The organism is Pseudomonas sp. GW823-FHT02E01 (assembly GCF_058797535.1).
Map to the genome: position 1 here is coordinate 1 of NZ_JBXAJS010000016.1, position 19,301 is coordinate 19,301.

Annotated in this window: 17 protein-coding genes; 10 read left to right on the plus strand and 7 right to left on the minus strand. The window is 60.5% G+C overall.

The annotated features are described in order from the left end of the window. On the minus strand, window positions 1-1,586 hold a 1,586-nt coding region (locus AC1RDQ_RS27065), incomplete at its 3' end, for a retention module-containing protein (RefSeq protein ID WP_492588614.1). 587 nt (window positions 1,587-2,173) lie between these two features. Between AC1RDQ_RS27065 and AC1RDQ_RS27070 the strand changes: the two genes are divergently transcribed. Genes AC1RDQ_RS27070 through AC1RDQ_RS27080 form a run of 3 tightly spaced genes read left to right on the plus strand, consistent with a single transcriptional unit; the run spans window position 2,174 to window position 7,073 of the window. Then, window positions 2,174-3,532 carry a TolC family outer membrane protein gene (locus tag AC1RDQ_RS27070; protein WP_057716654.1) on the plus strand — a complete coding sequence of 453 codons (1,359 nt, stop codon included), beginning with the start codon at window positions 2,174-2,176 and terminating at the stop codon, window positions 3,530-3,532. Between the two features lie 16 nt (window positions 3,533-3,548). Continuing rightward, a complete protein-coding gene (locus AC1RDQ_RS27075; RefSeq protein WP_057715954.1) occupies window positions 3,549-5,708 on the plus strand; it encodes a type I secretion system permease/ATPase in 2,160 nt (719 codons plus the stop codon). A 9-nt stretch (window positions 5,709-5,717) separates the two neighbouring features. After that, complete coding sequence (locus tag AC1RDQ_RS27080) at window positions 5,718-7,073, plus strand: HlyD family type I secretion periplasmic adaptor subunit (protein ID WP_407516790.1); 1,356 nt, start codon at window positions 5,718-5,720, stop codon at window positions 7,071-7,073. A gap of 138 nt (window positions 7,074-7,211) precedes the next feature. Here AC1RDQ_RS27080 and AC1RDQ_RS27085 read toward each other — a convergent pair whose 3' ends face one another. Beyond that, window positions 7,212-7,808, minus strand: a complete 597-nt coding sequence (locus AC1RDQ_RS27085) for a tRNA-uridine aminocarboxypropyltransferase (RefSeq protein WP_492588616.1) — start codon at window positions 7,806-7,808, stop codon at window positions 7,212-7,214. Between the two features lie 5 nt (window positions 7,809-7,813). Further along, complete coding sequence (locus tag AC1RDQ_RS27090) at window positions 7,814-8,707, minus strand: LysR family transcriptional regulator (protein ID WP_007972518.1); 894 nt, start codon at window positions 8,705-8,707, stop codon at window positions 7,814-7,816. A 351-nt stretch (window positions 8,708-9,058) separates the two neighbouring features. Between AC1RDQ_RS27090 and speB the strand changes: the two genes are divergently transcribed. The 6 genes from speB to AC1RDQ_RS27120 all read left to right on the plus strand — a co-directional run bounded on the left by speB (window position 9,059) and on the right by AC1RDQ_RS27120 (window position 14,604). Further along, window positions 9,059-10,009 carry an agmatinase gene (gene speB, locus AC1RDQ_RS27095; protein ID WP_492588617.1) on the plus strand — a complete coding sequence of 317 codons (951 nt, stop codon included), beginning with the start codon at window positions 9,059-9,061 and terminating at the stop codon, window positions 10,007-10,009. A gap of 9 nt (window positions 10,010-10,018) precedes the next feature. Beyond that, window positions 10,019-10,441, plus strand: coding sequence for a YybH family protein (locus AC1RDQ_RS27100; protein ID WP_492588618.1), 423 nt, complete (start codon window positions 10,019-10,021; stop codon window positions 10,439-10,441). 55 nt (window positions 10,442-10,496) lie between these two features. Further along, window positions 10,497-12,008 (plus strand): purine-cytosine permease family protein, encoded by a 1,512-nt coding sequence (locus AC1RDQ_RS27105; protein WP_218496977.1) that lies wholly within the window; start codon window positions 10,497-10,499, stop codon window positions 12,006-12,008. A gap of 85 nt (window positions 12,009-12,093) precedes the next feature. Continuing rightward, the gene (locus tag AC1RDQ_RS27110; RefSeq protein ID WP_057715959.1) at window positions 12,094-13,473 is read left to right on the plus strand and encodes a sodium:solute symporter family protein; all 1,380 of its coding nucleotides are present in this window, start codon (window positions 12,094-12,096) and stop codon (window positions 13,471-13,473) included. Window positions 13,474-13,556: 83 nt separating this feature from the next. Then, window positions 13,557-14,282, plus strand: coding sequence for an MBL fold metallo-hydrolase (locus AC1RDQ_RS27115; RefSeq protein ID WP_492588620.1), 726 nt, complete (start codon window positions 13,557-13,559; stop codon window positions 14,280-14,282). A 70-nt stretch (window positions 14,283-14,352) separates the two neighbouring features. Next, the gene (locus AC1RDQ_RS27120; RefSeq protein ID WP_150813377.1) at window positions 14,353-14,604 is read left to right on the plus strand and encodes a phosphopantetheine-binding protein; all 252 of its coding nucleotides are present in this window, start codon (window positions 14,353-14,355) and stop codon (window positions 14,602-14,604) included. Window positions 14,605-14,691: 87 nt separating this feature from the next. Here AC1RDQ_RS27120 and AC1RDQ_RS27125 read toward each other — a convergent pair whose 3' ends face one another. Together AC1RDQ_RS27125 and ptrR are read right to left on the minus strand one after the other, a co-directional pair. After that, on the minus strand, window positions 14,692-14,820 hold the full coding sequence (locus AC1RDQ_RS27125; protein WP_007972508.1) for a PA1414 family protein: 129 nt from the start codon (window positions 14,818-14,820) through the stop codon (window positions 14,692-14,694). Window positions 14,821-14,955: 135 nt separating this feature from the next. Then, the gene (ptrR, locus tag AC1RDQ_RS27130; protein ID WP_057715962.1) at window positions 14,956-15,849 is read right to left on the minus strand and encodes a putrescine utilization regulator PtrR; all 894 of its coding nucleotides are present in this window, start codon (window positions 15,847-15,849) and stop codon (window positions 14,956-14,958) included. 104 nt (window positions 15,850-15,953) lie between these two features. Here ptrR and AC1RDQ_RS27135 point away from each other — a divergent pair, with 104 nt between their 5' ends. After that, window positions 15,954-17,135 (plus strand): MFS transporter, encoded by a 1,182-nt coding sequence (locus AC1RDQ_RS27135; RefSeq protein ID WP_090453750.1) that lies wholly within the window; start codon window positions 15,954-15,956, stop codon window positions 17,133-17,135. On the opposite strand, the gene AC1RDQ_RS27140 is transcribed toward AC1RDQ_RS27135, so the two are convergent. Both AC1RDQ_RS27140 and AC1RDQ_RS27145 read right to left on the minus strand, forming a co-directional pair. Further along, window positions 17,080-18,012 carry a DMT family transporter gene (locus AC1RDQ_RS27140; RefSeq protein ID WP_057715964.1) on the minus strand — a complete coding sequence of 311 codons (933 nt, stop codon included), beginning with the start codon at window positions 18,010-18,012 and terminating at the stop codon, window positions 17,080-17,082. The genes AC1RDQ_RS27135 and AC1RDQ_RS27140 overlap by 56 nt on opposite strands. Before the next feature lie 196 nt (window positions 18,013-18,208). Further along, entirely contained in the window at window positions 18,209-19,045 is an 837-nt protein-coding gene (locus AC1RDQ_RS27145) for a CvfB family protein (RefSeq protein ID WP_407516785.1), read from the minus strand. Window positions 19,046-19,301 lie beyond the last annotated feature (256 nt).

The window sequence follows — 19,301 nt, forward strand, 5'->3', positions numbered from 1 at the left end:
CTGACCACGCCGGTCGCCGCGTTGAACCCGGTGATGGTCAGGGTGCTACCCAGCGGGGTGGTGATCGATTGCGGGAAACCGGCGGCCACGCCAGCGGTGACCACGGCGATGCCGCCGACAGTCAGGGTCGTCACGCCGTCGAGGGCGGCGACGGTGAAGGTGCCGTTCTGGGTCAGGGCAGTGGCATCCGGTGCGCTGCCGTCGCTGAGGTTTTTCTCGAAGACGGTCAACTCACCGCCCCCGGCATTCAAACCGCCAATCGTGATCGGGTCATCGTTGTTGTGGATCTGCAGCACCAGGTTGGCGGTGCTGCTGTCGCCATCGGCGTCTGTCAGCGTATAGGCGAAGGTTTCCGTGCCATTGCCGCCGCCGTGCAATGCCTGGAAGTCGGCATCGCTGGTGTTGAGGGTGTAGGTGTATGTGCCGTTGGCATTCAGCACCAGGGTGCCGTAGGTGCCGGTGAAGGTGCCGGGGGTGATCGGGCCGCTACTCTCCCCAACCGTTACCCGATCGGCGCCTTGCACGTCGTTGCTCAGCACATTGCCGTTGAGCGTCAGCAGGGTTTCCGAAGCGGTGCCATTGTTGTCGTCGACTGCTTGCGGCACGTCGTCGATGATGCTGATTTCCAGCGTACCGGTAACGCTGTCGCCATTGCTGTCGCTGGCCACCACGGTGACGTGTTCGGCAAGACTATTGGCACCCTCGCCGCTTGCGTGGGTTTCGGCACGGTTGAGGGTGTAGCTGTAACTGACCACGCCCGTGGCCGGGTCGTAACCGGTGATGGTCAAGGTACTGCCCAGAGGTGAGGTGATCGATTGCGGAAAACCTGCCGCCACACCGCCGCTGATCAAGTTGATTGCGCCGATGCTGAGGCTGGTCAGCCCGTCTGGCGCATTGATGGTGAAGGTGCCGCTTCGCGTCAGCGAAACTTCGTTCCTCGCCGAACCGTCGGCCAGGTTGGCTTCATTGACAGTCCGCTCGCCGTTCTGCTCCGACAGGCCGACGAAGGTGACCGGATTGTTCGGCACCTGCGGCGGCACCACAGGGGCTTCGTCCGCTACAGCGATGTCCGGATTAACGTTAAGGCGCTCTTCGGGAAATTCGGGAATGCCATTGAATCCGGCAGTGGGGAAGCCGATGACCGGATCGACTCGCCCGCCCACTTCTTCGAGCATGACAAAACTATGGCCACTGCCCGGGATGCCGCCCGGTACTCCGGTAGTCATGGCAGGCCCGGCAGCGGTGGCTTCAGCGGTTTGGGTCGGGTCGTCGCCCGCCGCAATGGCTTTTTGCAGCTGTTCGACATCGGTCAGTTGCGCTTCGCTCGGAGTCACCGCTTCGGTTGAGTCGATATGGGGAATCTGATTGGCGAGCAACTGCGGCGTCATCTGCATGCTGCTGTCGCGCCCGAGGGTCAGTTCCTGGCCATTTTGCAGATGTACCGCCACCGCGCCTTCAGCGCCGGTGCTCAGTCGGTCGCCAGCGAACAGCCGGTCCCCCTCGACCAAAGCACGCCGGGTGCCGTCGCTCGCAATCGCGAACACCTGACCGATGACCTTACTGACGATTCCGATGAGCGTTGCCATGTGCACTTCCTCCGCCGCCAACCGCTGTCGGCACCTTGATTGCGCGAAGAACGTGCTCATGGCCCGAGCGGGTTGTCTGGCGGATCGTGTTCCGGGTGCCGGTTTACTTGAGTAAGCCGTGGCCCCGGCAACGATCTCGCCCAGCCAGTCGCTCACGGCGCTGTTTACGATTTCGGGAAAATCCCTCTGCAATCAATGGCATCGGATCCCTGTTCGCAACAACGTTGCCTGTGAGCGATGCGTAACGATCTCGAAGCACTCAAGTGACAAAAAACCGTCACTACAAGATCGCTCGCATCCCTCCCCTCCAGCACTTCTCCGCTCTATTTCGATAAGTGGATTGGAACTTTCCTAAAACCCTGATGAGCGCCCTAGAGCCCATAAAACAAGGGCTTTCTAATTGAACAATGTGCTGGATTTTGCAGAGCGCATAAGTTTTTTTTGGCATATCCGTTATGAAAAAAATTTCTTGGCTACGCTCCAGAATGTTCTTAGCTCTTTTGTTAAAGATGTGAAACAACTTTACCGGTAAATTTCGTCAAATAATTGGCGACAGACAAGCACCATCAGGAATCAGGGAGATGTACATGCGCCTATTAACCCCCGTCTGCAGCGCGGTTCTTTTGGCCATGGCCTGCTCGTCCCAAGCGCAGGCCATAACGCTGACCGAAGCGATCCAGAGCACCATTGCGACCCACCCGGAACTGGCATCCCGGGTGGACAGCCGACTGTCGGCGGATGAGGACGTGAAGGTCGCCAAAGGGGGCTTTTATCCATCGGTTGATTTGAACGCCGCCTACGGACGCGGGTACAGCGATAACACCAATACCCGGGCGTTCGGCAATCACCACACCGAAATTCTCAACTACACCCAGTCGGAATTGCGCCTGCGGCAAATGCTCTTCGACGGGTTCAACACTTCCAATGAGGTCGAACGCACCAAAGGCGTGGTCAACTCGCGAGCCTATTACGCTCAGGGTACGGCTCAGGATCTGGCCCTGCGCACCACCGAGGTTTACCTCGAAGTCCTCAAGCGCCGCGAACTGGTGACCCTGGCCAAGAACAACCTGCAAGCGCACTTGCGGGTCAACGACCAGATCGGCCTGCGCACCCAGCGCGGCGTGGGCAGCAACGCCGATGCCGACCAGTCCAGCGCTCGCCGGGCACTGGCGGAAAACAACCTCGACACCGCCGAAGTCGATTTGGCCGATGCCGAGTCGAACTTCTATGCCGTTGTGGGGCGCATGCCCGATGAACTCGAAACCCCGCCGTCGATTCGCGGCGAAGTCCCCACTACCCTGCCCGAAGCCCAGCAGAGCATGGTGGAAAACAACCCTTACCTGAAATCCGCCCAGGCCGACGTGCAATCGGCCGAAAGCCAGTACGAAGTCGCCAAGTCGCCGTTCTACCCTCGCTTCGACGCCGAAGCGGCGGTGGGCGCGAACAACAACCTGCAGGGTGAGGAAGGTCACGACAACGAATGGCGGGTCGGCGTGGTGATGAACTACAACCTGTTCCGCGGCGGCAGCGACAAGGCGCGCCTGGCCTCCGACTCGCACAAGATCAACCAGGCCATGGACATCCGCAACAATGCCCTGCGCCAGCTCAACGAGAACATTCACCTGGCCTGGAACGCCATGGTCAACGCCAAGAAACAAACCCCGACCGCCCGTGAATACGCCGACACCAGTAAGCGCGTGCGCGTCGCCTACCAGGATCAGTTCGGCCTCGGCCAACGGACCCTGCTGGACCTGCTCGACAGCGAAAACGAGCTCTACAACGCCAACCGTCGCTACACCGAAGTGCGCTACACCGAAGAGTTCTCGATGTACCGTGTCCTGGCGAACATGGGCCAGTTGCTGAGCAAGCAACGGGTCGTACTGCCCGCCGACGCGATCGCCCAGACCGAAGTGAAAAACGAAGCTCGTCTACCTGACATGAAGTAGTGCACGGGAGGGTTCAATGACCAGCATGGAACCCGGCAACACCGGTGTCGATCCGCGCCTGAGCTTCGATGACCCGCTTCTGGACGGTCTGTTGATCCTCTGCAAACTCCACGGCGCGACGGTCAGTCGCGCCAGCCTCAGTGCCGGGCTCCCCATGGCACACCAACGCCTGAGCCTGGACCTGCTGCCCCGCGCAGCGGCCCGGGCCGGTTTGCAGGCGCGCTTGCTGCGCCGAGACCTCAAAGACATCTCCTCGCTCAACCTGCCCGTGCTGCTGTTGCTCAACAACGGCCGCACGGCTGTGCTGCGTCGTTATGGCGAGGACGGCAAGGTGCTGATCCTGCCCAGCGAAGCCGACGGCGGCGAACAATGGCTCAGCCCAGAGGAGTTGGCCGAACACTACAGTGGCCAGGCATTGTTCGCCCGGCCACGTCACGAGCTCGAAGACTTGCGATCGCCGCTGGTGCCTCGGGTCCAGGCCTGGTTTCGCGATACGCTGAAGCTGTCGAAATGGCTGTACAGCGATGCGATCCTGGCGAGCTTCCTGATCAACCTGCTGGGACTGATGGTGCCGCTGTTCGTGATGCAGACCTACGATCGCGTGGTGCCGAACCAGGCCACTTCGACCTTGTGGGTGCTGGCGATCGGTTTGCTGATCGGCACGGCTTTCGAACTGGTGCTGCGAGTTGTGCGCGCGCACTTGCTGGATACCGCCGGCAAGAAAACCGATGTGATCCTGTCGGCCACCCTGTTCGAGCGCATCACCGGCATGGCGATGAAAGCACGGCCGGCGACCATCGGTGGCTTCGCCCAAAGCATTCACGACTTTCAGGGCCTGCGGGAATTTCTCACCGCCGTGACCCTCACCAGCCTGATCGACCTGCCCTTCTGCCTGCTGATGCTGCTGGTGATCGGCCTGCTCGGTGGCTGGCTGGTGGTGATCCCGATGCTGGCGTTTCCCATCACCATCATCTTCGCCATGGTGATCCAGGTGCGCCTGCGCGATACCGTGCAAAAAAGCCTCAGCCTGGGCGCCGAACGCCAGGCACTGCTGATCGAAACCCTCAGCGGCCTGGAAACCCTCAAGGCCTGCAGCGCCGAAAGCGAACGCCAGCACAAATGGGAAAGCACCCACGGCGCCCTCACCCGCCTCGACAGCCACGCGCGCAACCTCTCGGCCCTGGCCACTAACGGCACGTTGTTCATCCAGCAACTGTCCGGCATGGCAATCATCGTCGCCGGGGTCTACAGCATCATCGCCGGCAACCTCAGCGTCGGAGCCCTGGTGGCCAGTTACATGCTCGGTAGCCGGGTACTTGCACCACTGGGTCAGATCGCCGGCCTGATCACCCGCTACCAGCAAGCGCAACTGACCATGAAAAGCACCGATGCGCTGATGGGGCTGCCCCAGGAGCGCGACGCCAGACAACGGCCACTGGAGCGCACCCAACTGCAAGGCGCACTGGATGTTGTCGGCGTAACCTTCCACTACAACGGCCAAAGTGCGCCTGCCCTGGCCAATGCCAGCTTCAGTGTGAAACCCGGCGAGCGCATCGGCATCATCGGCCGCAGCGGCTCAGGCAAAAGTACCCTGGCGCGACTGGTGATGGGCTTCTACGAACCGGATGAAGGCCAGTTGCTGCTCGATGGTCTGGACCTGCGGCAACTGGACGTCGCCGACCTGCGCCATCAAATCGGTTACGTCGCCCACGACCTGCCGCTTTTGGCCGGCAGCCTGCGCGACAACCTGACCCTCGGCGCGCGCTATATCAGCGACTCACGCATGCTCGAAGTGGCAGAGATGACCGGCGTTACCGAACTGGCCCGGCAACACCCGCAAGGCTTCGACCGGCCCGTGGGTGAACGCGGGCAACTGTTGTCCGGCGGCCAGCGCCAGGCCGTATTGATGGCCCGGGCGATGTTGCTCGACCCGCCCATCATGCTGCTCGACGAACCCACCAGCGCCATGGACAACAGCAGCGAAGACGTCCTGCGGCAAAAACTTCACGGATGGGTCCAGGGCAAAACCATCCTGCTGGTGACCCACCGCACCTCGATGCTGAGCCTGGTGGACCGGCTGGTGGTACTGGACAACGGACGGATCGTCGCCGACGGTCCGAAAGACGCGGTCATCGATGCACTGCGCAAGGGCCGTGTCGGCTCTGCGGCCGTCTAGGAGTCGCCCATGTCTGCCGATCAAGGTTCCCGTGGCTACTTCGACAGTTTCAACAAAAGTGCCGAAACCGAGTACATGCCGGAAACCGCCGGCGCCTCCTTGCAGGACTCACCGCGCTGGTCGCGGATCACCGTGTGGCTGGCGGCCGCGCTGTTGGTCTGTGCACTGGTCTGGGCCAAATTCGCCGTGTTGCAGGAAGTGACCATGGGCGAAGGCAAGGCGATTCCGTCAAGCAAGGTTCAGGTGATCCAGAACCTGGAGGGCGGCATCGTCACTGAAATTTTCGTCCGTGAAGGACAGATGGTGAACAAGGGCGACACCTTGCTGCGCCTGGATGACACCCGCTACCTGTCGAACAAGGGCGAAAGCGAAGCCGATCGCTTTGCCTTGACCGCGCAGGTCGAACGGCTTTCGGCCGAAGCCGAAGGCCGGCCGTTCAAGCTGTCGGAAGAAGTGATCGCCAAAGCCCCGCAAGTGGCTGAAGACGAGCGTTCGTTGTACGAACAGCGGCAACGGCGACTGGCCAGCGAGCAGCGCACCCTGAGCGAACAACTTCGGCAAAAAACCCAGGAGTTAGCGGAGTTCCGCTCGAAACAGGGTCAATTCAGTTCAAGCCTGGCGTTGTTGCAACAAGAGATGAACATGTCCGCGCCGCTTGTGGGCACGGGGGCGGTGTCTCCAGTGGAAATCCTGCGGCTCAAACGCAGCGCGGTGGAGATTCGCGGCTCATTGAACGCCACCACACTGGCGATTCCCCGGGCGGAATCGGCGATCAACGAAATCAAAAGCAAGATCGACGAGTCGGAGCAGACCTTCCGCTCGGAAGCCGCCAAAGAGCTGAACGAGAAACGCACTGACCTGTCGAAAATCACGGCCTCGAGCATCGCCATCGACGACCGCGTGACCCGCACCACCGTGGTCTCGCCAGTGCACGGCATCATCAAGGTGTTGAAGGTCAACACCATCGGCGGCGTGGTCCAGCCCGGCAGTGACATGGTGGAAATCGTGCCGCTGGAAGACAACCTGCTGATCGAAGCCAAGGTACGGCCACAGGACGTTGCGTTCCTGCATCCGGGCCAGAAAGCCATGGTCAAGTTCAGTGCCTACGACTACACCATTTACGGCGGCCTGAGCGCCAAGCTGGAGTTGATCGGCGCTGACACCATCACCGACGACAAGGGCAACAGCTTCTATCTGATTCAGGTGCGTACCGACAAAAACCATTTGGGCGGGGATGTGAAACCACTGCTGATCATCCCGGGGATGGTGGCGACGGTGGACATTATTACCGGGGAGAAAACGGTGCTGGATTATCTGCTCAAGCCGGTGTTGAAGGCGCGGACCGAGGCGATGCGGGAGCGGTAGGCAGTATCTGCAGTGACTGATCTGCCGCCATCGCGAGCAAGCTCGCTCCCACAGTGTCCGTGTCGTACAAAAAATCTGCGAACGCCACTGAACCTGTGGGAGTGAGCTTGCTCGCGATGAGGCCGGCAAGACCACCAATCATTTTTCAGAATGATTACGCTGGTAAACCTCCTCCCCCATCGCCGCAATCTGCCCCTCGATCAACGCTTCGAACGGTTTGAGCAATGGCGCAAACGAAGTCGGCGCCTCAAGAGTTTCCAGCGCCTGCACAATCGCCTCCACCGTCGACAACGCCCCCGGTCCCGGTGCCTTGCGCAACCGATAGCGGGACACACCGCCCTCGGCCAGCGTCACCCTTGGCAACGCCGCCAGCAGCGGATTGAGGTGCAACATCTTGCGTGCCTTGCGCCAGGTACCGTCCGGGACCACCAGCAGCAAGGGTTCGTCTGTCGCGGTACAACCCTGCATCGGTTGGGCATCTTCGCCGGGAAACAGCAACCGCGCCCGATATCCCGACTGATTCAACAGCACCGGCAAATCCTCAAACACCTCGCCGACGATCAACTCGGCATTCTTCAACCCAAGCGCCGCCAGACGCGCGGTGTTCAACGCATGATTCACTTCGCTCGGATGCTGCAACAACAGTACCCGGGTGCGGCTGTCGAGGCTGGGAATCAGCGGGCACAGGCAATGAGTTTGCGGGCGCAGACAACGCTGACATTGAATTCTGGACATCGTCTCTACGCCTGATTCAGTTGAGCTTTAAGCAAGTCGCGGAATGTCTGGATCAGCGGCTCGCGGCTACGGCCCCGACGCACGATCATCGAGAACGGCGCTTGATAACCGAAGGTCGCCGGCAGCAGCACCCGCAAGTCACCCTTGTCGGCCCAGGCCTGGGCGTAGTGCTCCGGCAGGTAACCGATGTAGGCGCCGGACAGCACCAGGATCAACTGGGCCTCCATACTCTCTACCGTCGCGGCACTGTGCTTGAAACCGTGGCGCGCCAGTTCGGCCTGGCTCCAATAACCACGACCGACCATGCGCTGCTGGGTGATGACTTGCTCGGGAATGCGCCGCTCGTTGAACAGCGGATGCCGCGTGCTGCAATACAACCAGTGTTGTTCACGGTACAGCGGCATGTACACCAGGCCGCTCATGCGCGTGGAAAACGCACCGATGGCCAGGTCGAGACGGTTGTCCTGCACGCCGAGTTGCAATTCGTAAGGGCTCATCACCGACAGGTGCAAGTGCACGGCCGGGTGTTCCTGGCTGTAGGCGCCGATGGCTTCGGCGAACGGCAGGGCCTTGTCGCTGACGGTGGAGTCGATCACCCCCAGGTTCAAGGTACCGCGCAACTCGCCCTTGAGGGCGGCGGCGTACTGCTCGAAGCCTTCGAGTTCGCCCAACAGACGCAGGGTTTCCTGATGGAACAGCTCGCCCTTGCTGGTCAGGCTGAAACCGCCACGGCCGCGATGGCACAGCACCAGGCCAAGGGCTGCTTCGAGCTGGCTCATGTAGGTGCTGATGGCCGACGTCGAGAGATTGAGCTCCTGCTGGGCGTTGGCGAACCCCTGATGGCGCACCACGCTGACGAAGATGCGCAATAGTTTCAGGTCGGGTAAAGCGTTGGCCATGGAAATGCTCCGATCTCGGGGTGAGGCGCAATGCTCGATTCAATGCAAATCCTTGTGGGAGCGAGCTTGCTCGCGATGAGGGCGTAACAGCCAACATCAATGTTGACTGACCCACCGCTATCGCGAGCAAGCTCGCTCCCACCAGGTTTGTTCCCGGCATTGGGTTTTGCGTATGGGGTGAAGTCTAACGCCGCCACTTCCATTAGTTTAGAAAAATCTGAACTAAGTATTTGCCCGTAGCGATTCTTCCCGGCCACTACATTTCGCAGAATCGGCGCCACAAGGTGCGCCCGTCCCTTCCGTGAACGGCGCAACCGACATAAATAAAACAACGACGATGAGGCCCTACCCGTGGACAAGATTCTTCACCAACCACTGGGCGGCAACGAAATGCCGCGCTTCGGCGGCATCGCCACCATGATGCGACTCCCCCATTTGAATACCGCTGCCGGCCTGGACGCTGCCTTCGTAGGCGTGCCCCTGGACATCGGTACCTCCCTGCGCCCCGGCACCCGCTTCGGGCCTCGCGAAATCCGCGCTGAATCGGTAATGATTCGCCCGTACAACATGGCCACCGGTGCTGCGCCGTTCGACTCGCTGTCGGTTGCCGACATTGGCGACATCGCGATCAACACCTTCAACCTGCTGGATGCCGTACGGATCATTGAAGAGTCCTACGACAACATCCTCGAACACGGCGTGATCCCGCTGACCCTGGGCGGCGACCACACCATCACCCTGCCGATCCTGCGTGCCATCCATAAAAAGCACGGCAAGGTCGGCCTGGTGCACATCGATGCCCACGCCGATGTGAACGATCACATGTTCGGCGAGAAAATCGCCCACGGCACCACCTTCCGTCGCGCCGTTGAAGAAGGCCTGCTGGACCCGGACCGTGTCGTGCAGATCGGCCTGCGCGCCCAGGGCTACACCGCTGACGACTTCAACTGGAGCCGCAACCAGGGCTTCCGTGTGGTTCAGGCTGAAGAGTGCTGGCACAAATCGCTGGAGCCCTTGATGGCTGAAGTCCGCGAAAAAGTCGGCGGCGGTCCTGTTTACCTGAGCTTCGACATCGACGGCATCGACCCGGCCTGGGCACCTGGCACCGGTACCCCGGAAATCGGCGGTCTGACGACCATTCAGGCAATCGAGATCGTTCGTGGCTGCCAAGGCCTCGACCTGGTCGGTTGCGATCTGGTAGAAGTCTCGCCCGCTTACGACACCACCGGCAACACCTCGCTGCTGGCCGCCAACCTGCTGTACGAAATGCTCTGCGTACTGCCTGGCGTAGTCCACCGCTGAGGATCGGTCATGAGCGAACGTGATCAGGTTCTCAAAGCCGCCGCCGATCTGGTGTCCGCTTTTGCCCGTAACGATCGCGAAGCCTACTTCGGCGCGTTCAGCGCCGATGCCAGCTTCGTCTTCTACACCCTCGAACAGCCCCTGCTGTCGCGCGACGCCTATCAGGCGTTGTGGGACGGCTGGCGCTCTGAGGATGGCTTCGAGGTGCTCTCGTGCGCTTCAAGCAACGCTTTCGTCAGCCTGCAGGGTGACGTGGCGATTTTCATCCATGACGTGGCCACCGAGTTGCGCATGCAAGGGGAGCAACACTTCAGCCAGGAGCGCGAGACGATTGTTTTCAAGAAACAAGCGTCTGGCCAAGAACAACAAGGCCTATGGCTGGCCTGCCACGAACATTTATCCGCGATGCCGGAAGGGCTGCCACCCCCTTAGCCAACACAGGTGACGCTCACGCACGATGAGCGCGCCTTTATGATCGGAGCTGATCATGAATAACAAAAACAACGAAAAAAGCCTTAGCAGCATCGAAACAAACGGGGTCGAACAGATCCCGGACAATGAGCGTGACGCCAAGCCCAGCGATCTGTTTCGCCTGATCTTCGGCGGCGCCAACACCTTTGCCACCGCCGTGCTCGGCAGTTTCCCGGTGCTGTTCGGCCTGTCCTTTCAGGCTGGCGTCTGGGCGATTGTGCTGGGCGTGGTACTCGGTGCGCTGATCCTGGCGCCGATGGGCCTGTTCGGACCCATCAACGGCACCAACAACGCCGTCTCTTCCGGTGCGCACTTCGGCGTGCACGGGCGAATCGTCGGTTCGTTCCTGTCGCTGCTGACCGCTATCGCGTTTTTCTCGCTCTCCGTCTGGAGTTCGGGCGATGCACTGGTGGGCGGTGCCAAACGCCTGATCGATCTACCGGAAACCGATCTGACCCTGGGCCTGGCCTACGGTCTGTTCGCGCTGCTGGTATTGACCGTGTGCATCTATGGTTTCCGCTTCATGCTGTGGGTCAACCGCATTGCGGTGTGGGCGGCCAGCCTGCTGTTCCTGCTGGGCGTTTTCGCTTTCGCCCCTGCATTCGACAGTCAGTACGCCGGCACCGTAGCCATGGGCCAGGCCGGATTCTGGGCTGCGTTCATCGGGGCAGCATTGGTGGCCATGAGCAACCCGATCTCCTTCGGTGCGTTCCTCGGTGACTGGTCGCGCTACATCCCCCGTGATACGCCCAAAGGCCGGATCATGGTGTCGGTGATTGCCGCGCAACTCGCCACGCTGATTCCGTTCCTGTTCGGCCTCGTCACCGCCACTATCGTAGCGGTCAAGGCACCGGACTACATCGCGGCCAACAACTATGTCGGCGGTCTGCTGGCGGTATCGCCGAGCTGGTTCTTCCTGCCGGTGTGCCTGATCGCGGTCATCGGCGGCATGTCCACCGGCACCACTTCGCTGTACGGCACAGGCCTGGACATGTCCAGCGTGTTCCCTCGGGTGCTGTCGCGGGTCAAGGCCACGTTGCTGATCGGTGTGATGTCGATTGCCTTTATCTTCATCGGGCGCTTCGCGGCCAACCTGGTGCAGAGCGTGTCGACCTTCGCCGTGCTGATCATCACCTGCACCACCCCGTGGATGGTGATCATGATCATCGGCCTGCTGGTGCGTCGCGGCTTCTACTGCCCGGATGACCTGCAAGTGTTCACCCGCGGCGAGAAGGGTGGCCGCTACTGGTTCACCCACGGCTGGAACTGGCGTGGCCTGGGTGCCTGGATCCCGAGCGCGGCCGTTGGCCTGTGCTTCGTGAACCTGCCGGGTCAGTTTGTCGGGCCGCTGGGCGAAATGGCCGGTGGTATCGACATCAGCCTGCCGGTGACCCTGGGCCTGGCATCGTTGGTGTACCTGATTCTGCTGAGCCTGTTCCCGGAATCGAGCGCAGTGTTCGGTCCGAACGACCCTCGCAGCAAGAGCACGGATTCGCTCGCTAAACCGGCGATGCGTCAAGCCGCCTGATTCAACGCACTACCTGTGGTCAACACGCTCCCACAGGGATTGATTTTCAGCCTCACATAAAAAAGACAATCGGAGACACGCCACAATGGCTTTGGATTTATTCGTCGTACTCATCTACGCCGCCGCGATGCTGATACTCGGCTACTACGGCATGCGCAAGGCCAAGACCAACGAAGACTTTTTGGTCGCCGGTCGTAACCTCGGCCCAAGCCTGTACATGGGCACCATGGCTGCCACCGTCCTGGGCGGCGCGTCCACCGTGGGCACCGTGCGTCTGGGCTACGTGCATGGCATCTCCGGCTTCTGGCTGTGTGCCGCACTGGGTTGCGGGATCGTGGCGCTGAACCTGTTCCTCGCCAAACCGCTGCTGAAACTGAAGATCTACACCGTTACCCAGGTCCTGGAAAAACGCTACAACCCGATGGCCCGCTCCGCGAGCGCGGTAATCATGCTGGCCTACGCGCTGATGATCGGCGTGACCTCGATCCTGGCAATCGGCACCGTGCTGCAAGTGCTGTTCGGCCTGCCGTTCTGGATCTCGGTCCTGCTCGGCGGCGGCGTCGTGGTGATCTACTCGGCCATTGGCGGCATGTGGTCCCTGACCCTGACCGACATCGTTCAGTTCGTGATCAAGACTGTCGGCCTGATGTTCATCCTGTTGCCGATCTGCCTGTACCGCGTTGGCGGTTGGGATGAGTTGGTAATGAAACTGCCGGCGGCGAGCTTCAGCTTCACCACCATCGGCTGGGACACCATCATCACCTACTTCATGATCTACTTCTTCGGCATCCTGATCGGTCAGGACATCTGGCAACGGGTGTTCACCGTCAAGACCGCCAAAGTGGCTCAGGTTGCCGGTACCGCTGCCGGTATCTACTGCATCCTCTACGGCCTGGCCTGCGCCTTGATCGGCATGGCTGCGCACGTACTGATCCCGGATCTCGACAACGTCAACAACGCCTTCGCTGCGATCGTGAAACTGTCCCTGCCGGACGGTATCCGTGGCCTGGTGATCGCTGCCGCACTGGCCGCCATGATGTCCACCGCCAGCGCCGGCCTGCTGGCCGCCGCCACCACCCTGACCGAAGACCTGCTGCCGAAACTGCGTGGCGGTAAACAGTCGAGCCTGGCGATCAACCGCCTGTTCACCCTGTTGACCGGCATCGTGGTACTGGGCATCGCTCTGATCGTGAACGACGTGATCAGCGCCCTGACCCTGGCCTACAACCTGTTGGTAGGCGGCATGCTGATCCCGCTGATGGGTGCGATTTTCTGGAAACGCGCTACCACCGCCGGCGCTATCGCCAGCATGGGCATGGGCTTCGCCACCGCGCTGCTGTTCATGTTCAAGGACGGTCTGGACGCCAACACCCCGATCTACTACAGCCTCGGTGTAGGCCTGGTGAGTTTCGTGGTGGTGAGCTTGATGTCCCGCCGCACGGCAGCAGTGGCCAGCGCTGCCTAAGCTGAACATAACGACTTGATGCTTTCTTCGACGAGTGTGGCGTCGGTTGCCACACTCGTTTTTTTCGCCTGGAGAAAACGTTCATGAAGATTGTTTCTCGTGACCAGTGGTTCGAGGTGAAACCGCTCAGTGACGGCATCCGCCTGATCCACGAGCCGTACATCCGCCCCTTCTACCGCTGCAACCTCTGGCATATCCAGGGACGTGACAAAGACCTGCTGCTGGACAGCGGCTCGGGCCTGGTCAGCCTGCGCGAGCAACTGCCGTGGATCACCGAGCGGCCGCTGGTGGCCGTGGCCAGCCACTGCCATTTCGATCACATCGCCGGTCATCACGAATTCGCTGAACGGCTGGTGCATCCGGCCGAGGCGGACATTCTCGCGGCACCCGATGGCAACAACGACCTGAGCAAAGCCTTTGTCGGCGACGACATGTTCGAGGCGCACCCCGATTGCCCGCTGTGCTACGCCGAATACCGGGTCAAGGCCGCACCGGCCACGGGGTTTGTCGAAGATGGCGATGTGCTGGACCTGGGCAATCGGGTGTTGCAGGTCGTGCACACACCGGGACACTCGCCCGGTGGCATCTGCCTGTACGAAGCCGCCACAGAGACCTTGTTCAGCGGCGACATCATCTACGACGGCCCGCTAATCGAAGACGCCTACCACTCCAATCTCGATGACTACGCCCGCAGCCTGCAACGTTTGCACACGCTATCGATCCGCACAGTGCATGGCGGGCACTTCGGCAGTTTTTCCGGGGAGTATTTGCGTAGCATGATCGACCAATGGCAGCGCTCACACGGCTAAAGCCTGCTGTACTCAACGGCAGGAACTGCATCGGCAGGGAGAACTGCACCCACCTCGTCGAAGAACGATCATGAAAGAAGCTGCCCTTCGTGCTGTCGTACATCGCTACATCAGTCGCCTGCTGGAAGGCCGGGATGACTTCGACGACAACGCCAGCCTGGCGCAGTTGGGATTGGATAAAAAAGATATCGAAGAACTGATCTTCCATCTGGAAGATGAACTGGGTGTCACGGCGTTTACCGCGGAAGAAGACCGGATGCTCAAGACCGCCAGGACGGTGAATGATTTAAGCCGGTTCTTGCTGGAGATCGGGCGGTACTAAGTCTGGTAATCAAACGTACACGAAGCGGCAAGGGAGCTTGCTCCCTCGCCATGGGAAAACCTTTCACCTGTCAGATGTTATCTGCCATTACCGGCGCCGCTGCTGGCGCCGACGTTGTTCGTCGTCAGTACGAACAGGCACGGGTTGCAGAGGCGGCTCGATCAAACCGAGAGCAACGCCCAAGTCATGCAGCCAGTTTTGGATTTTCTCTTTCATGATGCCCCCTTCAGGGTAGTGCCGAGCGGCCAAAGTACTGTAGCCCCTTCGTACAGATAATAGTCCGAAGTCCTACGCAATGCTCGCGCAAAGTCACAATGATCTGTTACTGAATCCATCAAAATCAGCCTGCGTTCAGGCAATGTCCTGCGCCCGTACATGTGCCGGTGGAAAAACCACCTGTTGCTGCTCGATCCAGGCATTCAGGTTGGCCCCGACCATGCCCTTGCGCCACATCAGCCAGGTGGTAGCACTGGCGAACGGTTCGGCCAAAGGATGTACGGCCACACTCTCACGGCCCGGCAGACTGGCGAGCATCGACTCCGACATCAGCGCCACACCGGAACCGGCAATTACACACGCCAACATTCCCGGATAGGACTCGATCTCCATCGCCCGGCCCATGGCCGCATGATCATGGGCGAACCAGGCTTCCAGGCGCATGCGGTAGGAGCAGCCCTGGCGAAAGGTGAACACCGAACGACCTTGCACATCCAGCGCGCTGCGCACGGGCGGATGGTCGGCCTCGCTGATCAGCACCAGGCGCTCGTCGCACAAGGGCACCCCGTCAAGTCCGGCCAGTTCCAGCGGGCCATCCACCAGCGCCGCATCGAGTCGACCGGTGAGCAGGCCTTCGAGCAGTTCACCGCTGGGGCCGGATTGTACTTGCAGGTTCACCGCCGGATACAAACGGTGGTAATGCGCCAATAGCCCCGGAAGGTGAATCGCCGCCGTGCTGTACATGGTGCCGAGCACGAAGTCTCCCGCCGGTTGCCCGCCCTGCACTGCCGCGCTGGCTTCGTCGCGCAAGGCAAACAGCCTGGCGGTGTAGTCCAGCAGGACTTTTCCCGCAGGCGACAACTGCAAGCGCTGACGTTCGCGCAGGAACAATTCGACACCCAACTGCTCTTCCAGCTGTTTGAGCCGGGTCGACAGGTTCGACGGAACACGATGTAGCCGTTCGGCGGCACGGGTTATGGATCCTTCCTCTGCCACCGCCTGGAAGATGCGCAATTGGCTGAACTCCACGACATTCTCCAAAAAAGAACAAGTTACTCAATATTATTCATTTTTAAAGAAAGTCAATCAATCCTAGCCTGACGGTCATTGATCCTCCAGACGGACTCCAGACCATGTCTCCCCTGATCCGCTTATCCGCCAGCTTCGTTGCCCTGATGATGGCCATGGGCATCGGCCGCTTTGCCCTGACACCACAATTGCCGCACCTGCTCAGCGAAGGCCAGATCGACCTGACTGCCGCCGGGCTGATCGCCGCCGCCAACTACCTCGGTTATTTCATCGGTGCAGTGGATGCCATGTTTTCCCGGCGTCCGGCACAAGTGCGCCGACGCTTGTTCGGCGGATTGTGGCTGTGCGTGCTGCTGACCCTGGCGTCGTTCTGGGCCAATGGTTTCTGGTCGCACCTGTTGCTGCGCTTTGGCACCGGCGTGGCCAGCGCCTGGGTGTTGGTGATGATTACCGCCCTGAGCCAACCCCTCGCGGCAGCGGCCGGTCGTCCTCGGCTCGGAGCCCTGGTCTTCGCCGGACCCGGTTTGGGAATTTTTCTGACAGGTCTGTTGGCCCTGGGCTCGAATCTGCTGGGCCAGACTTCTGCCACCTTGTGGCTGGTGTACGCCGCCACGGGGCTGGCGATGCTGCTGGGGATCCTGCCGTTCCTGCCACAACCGAGTGTCACCGCGACTGCTGCACCCAGCGCCAGCGCCTCGGGCAATCAAGGCATCGCTCGCCTGGGCTGGATCTATGCCTTGTACGGATTGGGCTACATCATTCCCGCGACCTTTTTGTCGCAAATGGCCAACGCGCAATTCCATGGCCAATGGCAGGCCGACCTGTTCTGGCCATGCTTTGGCCTCGCTGCGGCAACCGGTGTGGTGCTGGTGAGTCTGCGTCGGCAAAAACCTGGCGCCACGGGTCACTGGCTGATGGCGACGTTATGGCTGCAAGCCGCTGGCGTGTTCGCCTGCCTGCTGGGCAACGGTCCAGGCCTGGCGTTGGGTGTGATCCTGTGCGGCACGCCGTTCCTGGCCTGCATGCAACTGGTGATGCAACGCTCCCGGGAACTGGCGCCCCATGCCACCCAGCGCAATGCCGGCCTGCTGACAGCCTGCTTTGCCGTGGGCCAGCTCAGCGGGCCATTGCTGGCGGCGCTGAGTAGTCATTTCAGTGGCGGTTTACAGCCGGCACTGGTGGTCGCCGGCTGCGGCTTGTTGATCGCCGGCGGTCTATTGCTCGCGCCGGTCAATGCTGCCCGAGGGCTTTGCGCAAACGACGGCGCAACCACTGCTCGGCGCTGACAAACGTGATGCCCGCCAATACCAGAACGGCACCGATGACGAAGTTCAGGCTCAGTTCCTCGCCGAGCAGAACCACACCGAAGGTGACGCCGAACAACGGCGTCATGAACGAAAACACCGCAAGGTTGGCCGCCAGGTAACGGCGCAGTAGCCAGAACCAGACCAGGTAACTGAAGAACGACACGACCACGCCCTGAAACAGCACACTGGCCACCGCCACATGGGTCAGGCTGACATGGGTGATCTGGCCGCTGAGCAGCGCAATCAACAACAAGCCGAAGAAGCCGACAATCAACTGATAGAACAGCGTCAGGGTCACCGGCGCTTCCGACAGGCGCGAGGCGCGCACCACCACCGTGGTCGCGCCCCAGGCGGCACCCGCCAGCACACCCAAGGCATCGCCCATCAACATGCGGTAATCAAGGTTGTCCCAGGACACCCCGCCGGCAAACGCGATGGCAATCCCGATAAACGCCAGGACAATCCCCAGCCATTGCAAGGGCCGCAATCGCTCACTGGGCAGCAACCAGTGCACCCCCAATGCGGTGAAGATCGGCGCGGTGTAGAGGAACACCGACATGTGCGCCGCCGTGGTCAGTTGCAGGCCTTCGGAAATGAAGAAGAACTCCAGGCCGAACAAGGCACCGGCCAACAGACCGCCGCGCCAGGTCGTACCCACCTGGTTCCAGCCGCCCTTCCAGCAGATCAGCAGCCCGACCAGCAACGCCGACATACCGGAACGTCCGGCCGCCTGCATCACCGGCGCGATATCGGCCGCCGCCCACTTGATCATCACCTGCTGCACGCCCCAGATCAGGCACAACCCGACCATCACTTGCAGGGCAAACCCGTCGGCGCTGCGCCGGGTGGCGCTCACCGGAACACCTCGAAGACACAATCCATGGCAAAGACTCGGCAGAAAAAAAACAAAGCCCCGGCCTTCTCGTTGAAAAGAAAACACCGGGGCGAAGAATCATGTTGTCGATTATTAACCAGAAGGCCAGAAAATGCCGCCTGCCAGAGACCTCTACTTCTCTGCTTGCGCCATCCTGACCCTCTGTCTTGTCAGCGCATCAACTGAGTTCGATGCGATCGGCATGAATGACAATCTGGCCATTCTTGTACAACGCACCGATGGCCTTCTTGAAGTTGCCCTTGCTGACACCGAACAGACTGCTGATCAACGCCGGATCGCTCTTGTCGCTCACCGCCAGGCTGCCGTTGTTTTCGCGCAACTTGGCGAGGATCTTCGAGTTCAGGCTGGTGGCCGCTTCCTGGCCAACCGGTTGCAGGCTCAGGCTGATCTTGCCGTCGGCGCGAACTTCCTTGATGAAGCCCTTTTCTTCTTTACCGGCGCGCATGAACTTGAAGATTTCGTTCTTGTGGATCAGGCCCCAATGCTTGTTGTTGATGATGGCCTTGAAGCCCATTTCCGTGGCTTCGGCCACCAGCAGATCCACTTCCTGGCCCGCGGTGTAGTTGGCCGGGGTCTTGTCCAGGTAGCGGTCCAGGCGCGCGGTCGCGGTGATGCGACGGGTGTGCTTGTCGAGATAGACGTGCACCACCACATACTCGCCCGCCGTCATCTGGCGCTTCTCTTCGGAGAACGGCAACAACAGGTCTTTCGGCAACCCCCAGTCCAGGAATACGCCGATGCTGTTGACTTCAACAACTTTCAAACTGGCGAATTCACCGACTTGAACTTTCGGCTTTTCAGTAGTTGCGATGAGTTTGTCATCGCTGTCCAGATAAACAAAAACGTTGAGCCAGTCTTCATCTTCGGTAGGAATATCTTTTGGAATATAACGATTAGGCAGAAGGATTTCGCCATCCGCGCCACCGTCCAGATATAAACCGAAGTTAGTGTGTTTAACCACTTGCAAACTGTTGTAACGCCCGACTAAAGCCATGTCCAATACCCTCATTGCGTGGGCGGCATTCTACCCGGTTTTAAGCGCCGCGTTCGGCAGCCGGCCCGGTGGCGCGAGAAAATCTCCCTGAAGCCCTTAATTTTCCCGGGTTTTCATCGCACCCCGTCCGCTCGTCAGGCCGTTCCGGGCATTTACGCCATGCCCAGGCAAGCGTGATGCGGTATTTTTCCAGGCAATGTTATTAGTTAAAACAGCGGCTTAGGTGCATATTTCGAATATTGGCCGGGGACTAATT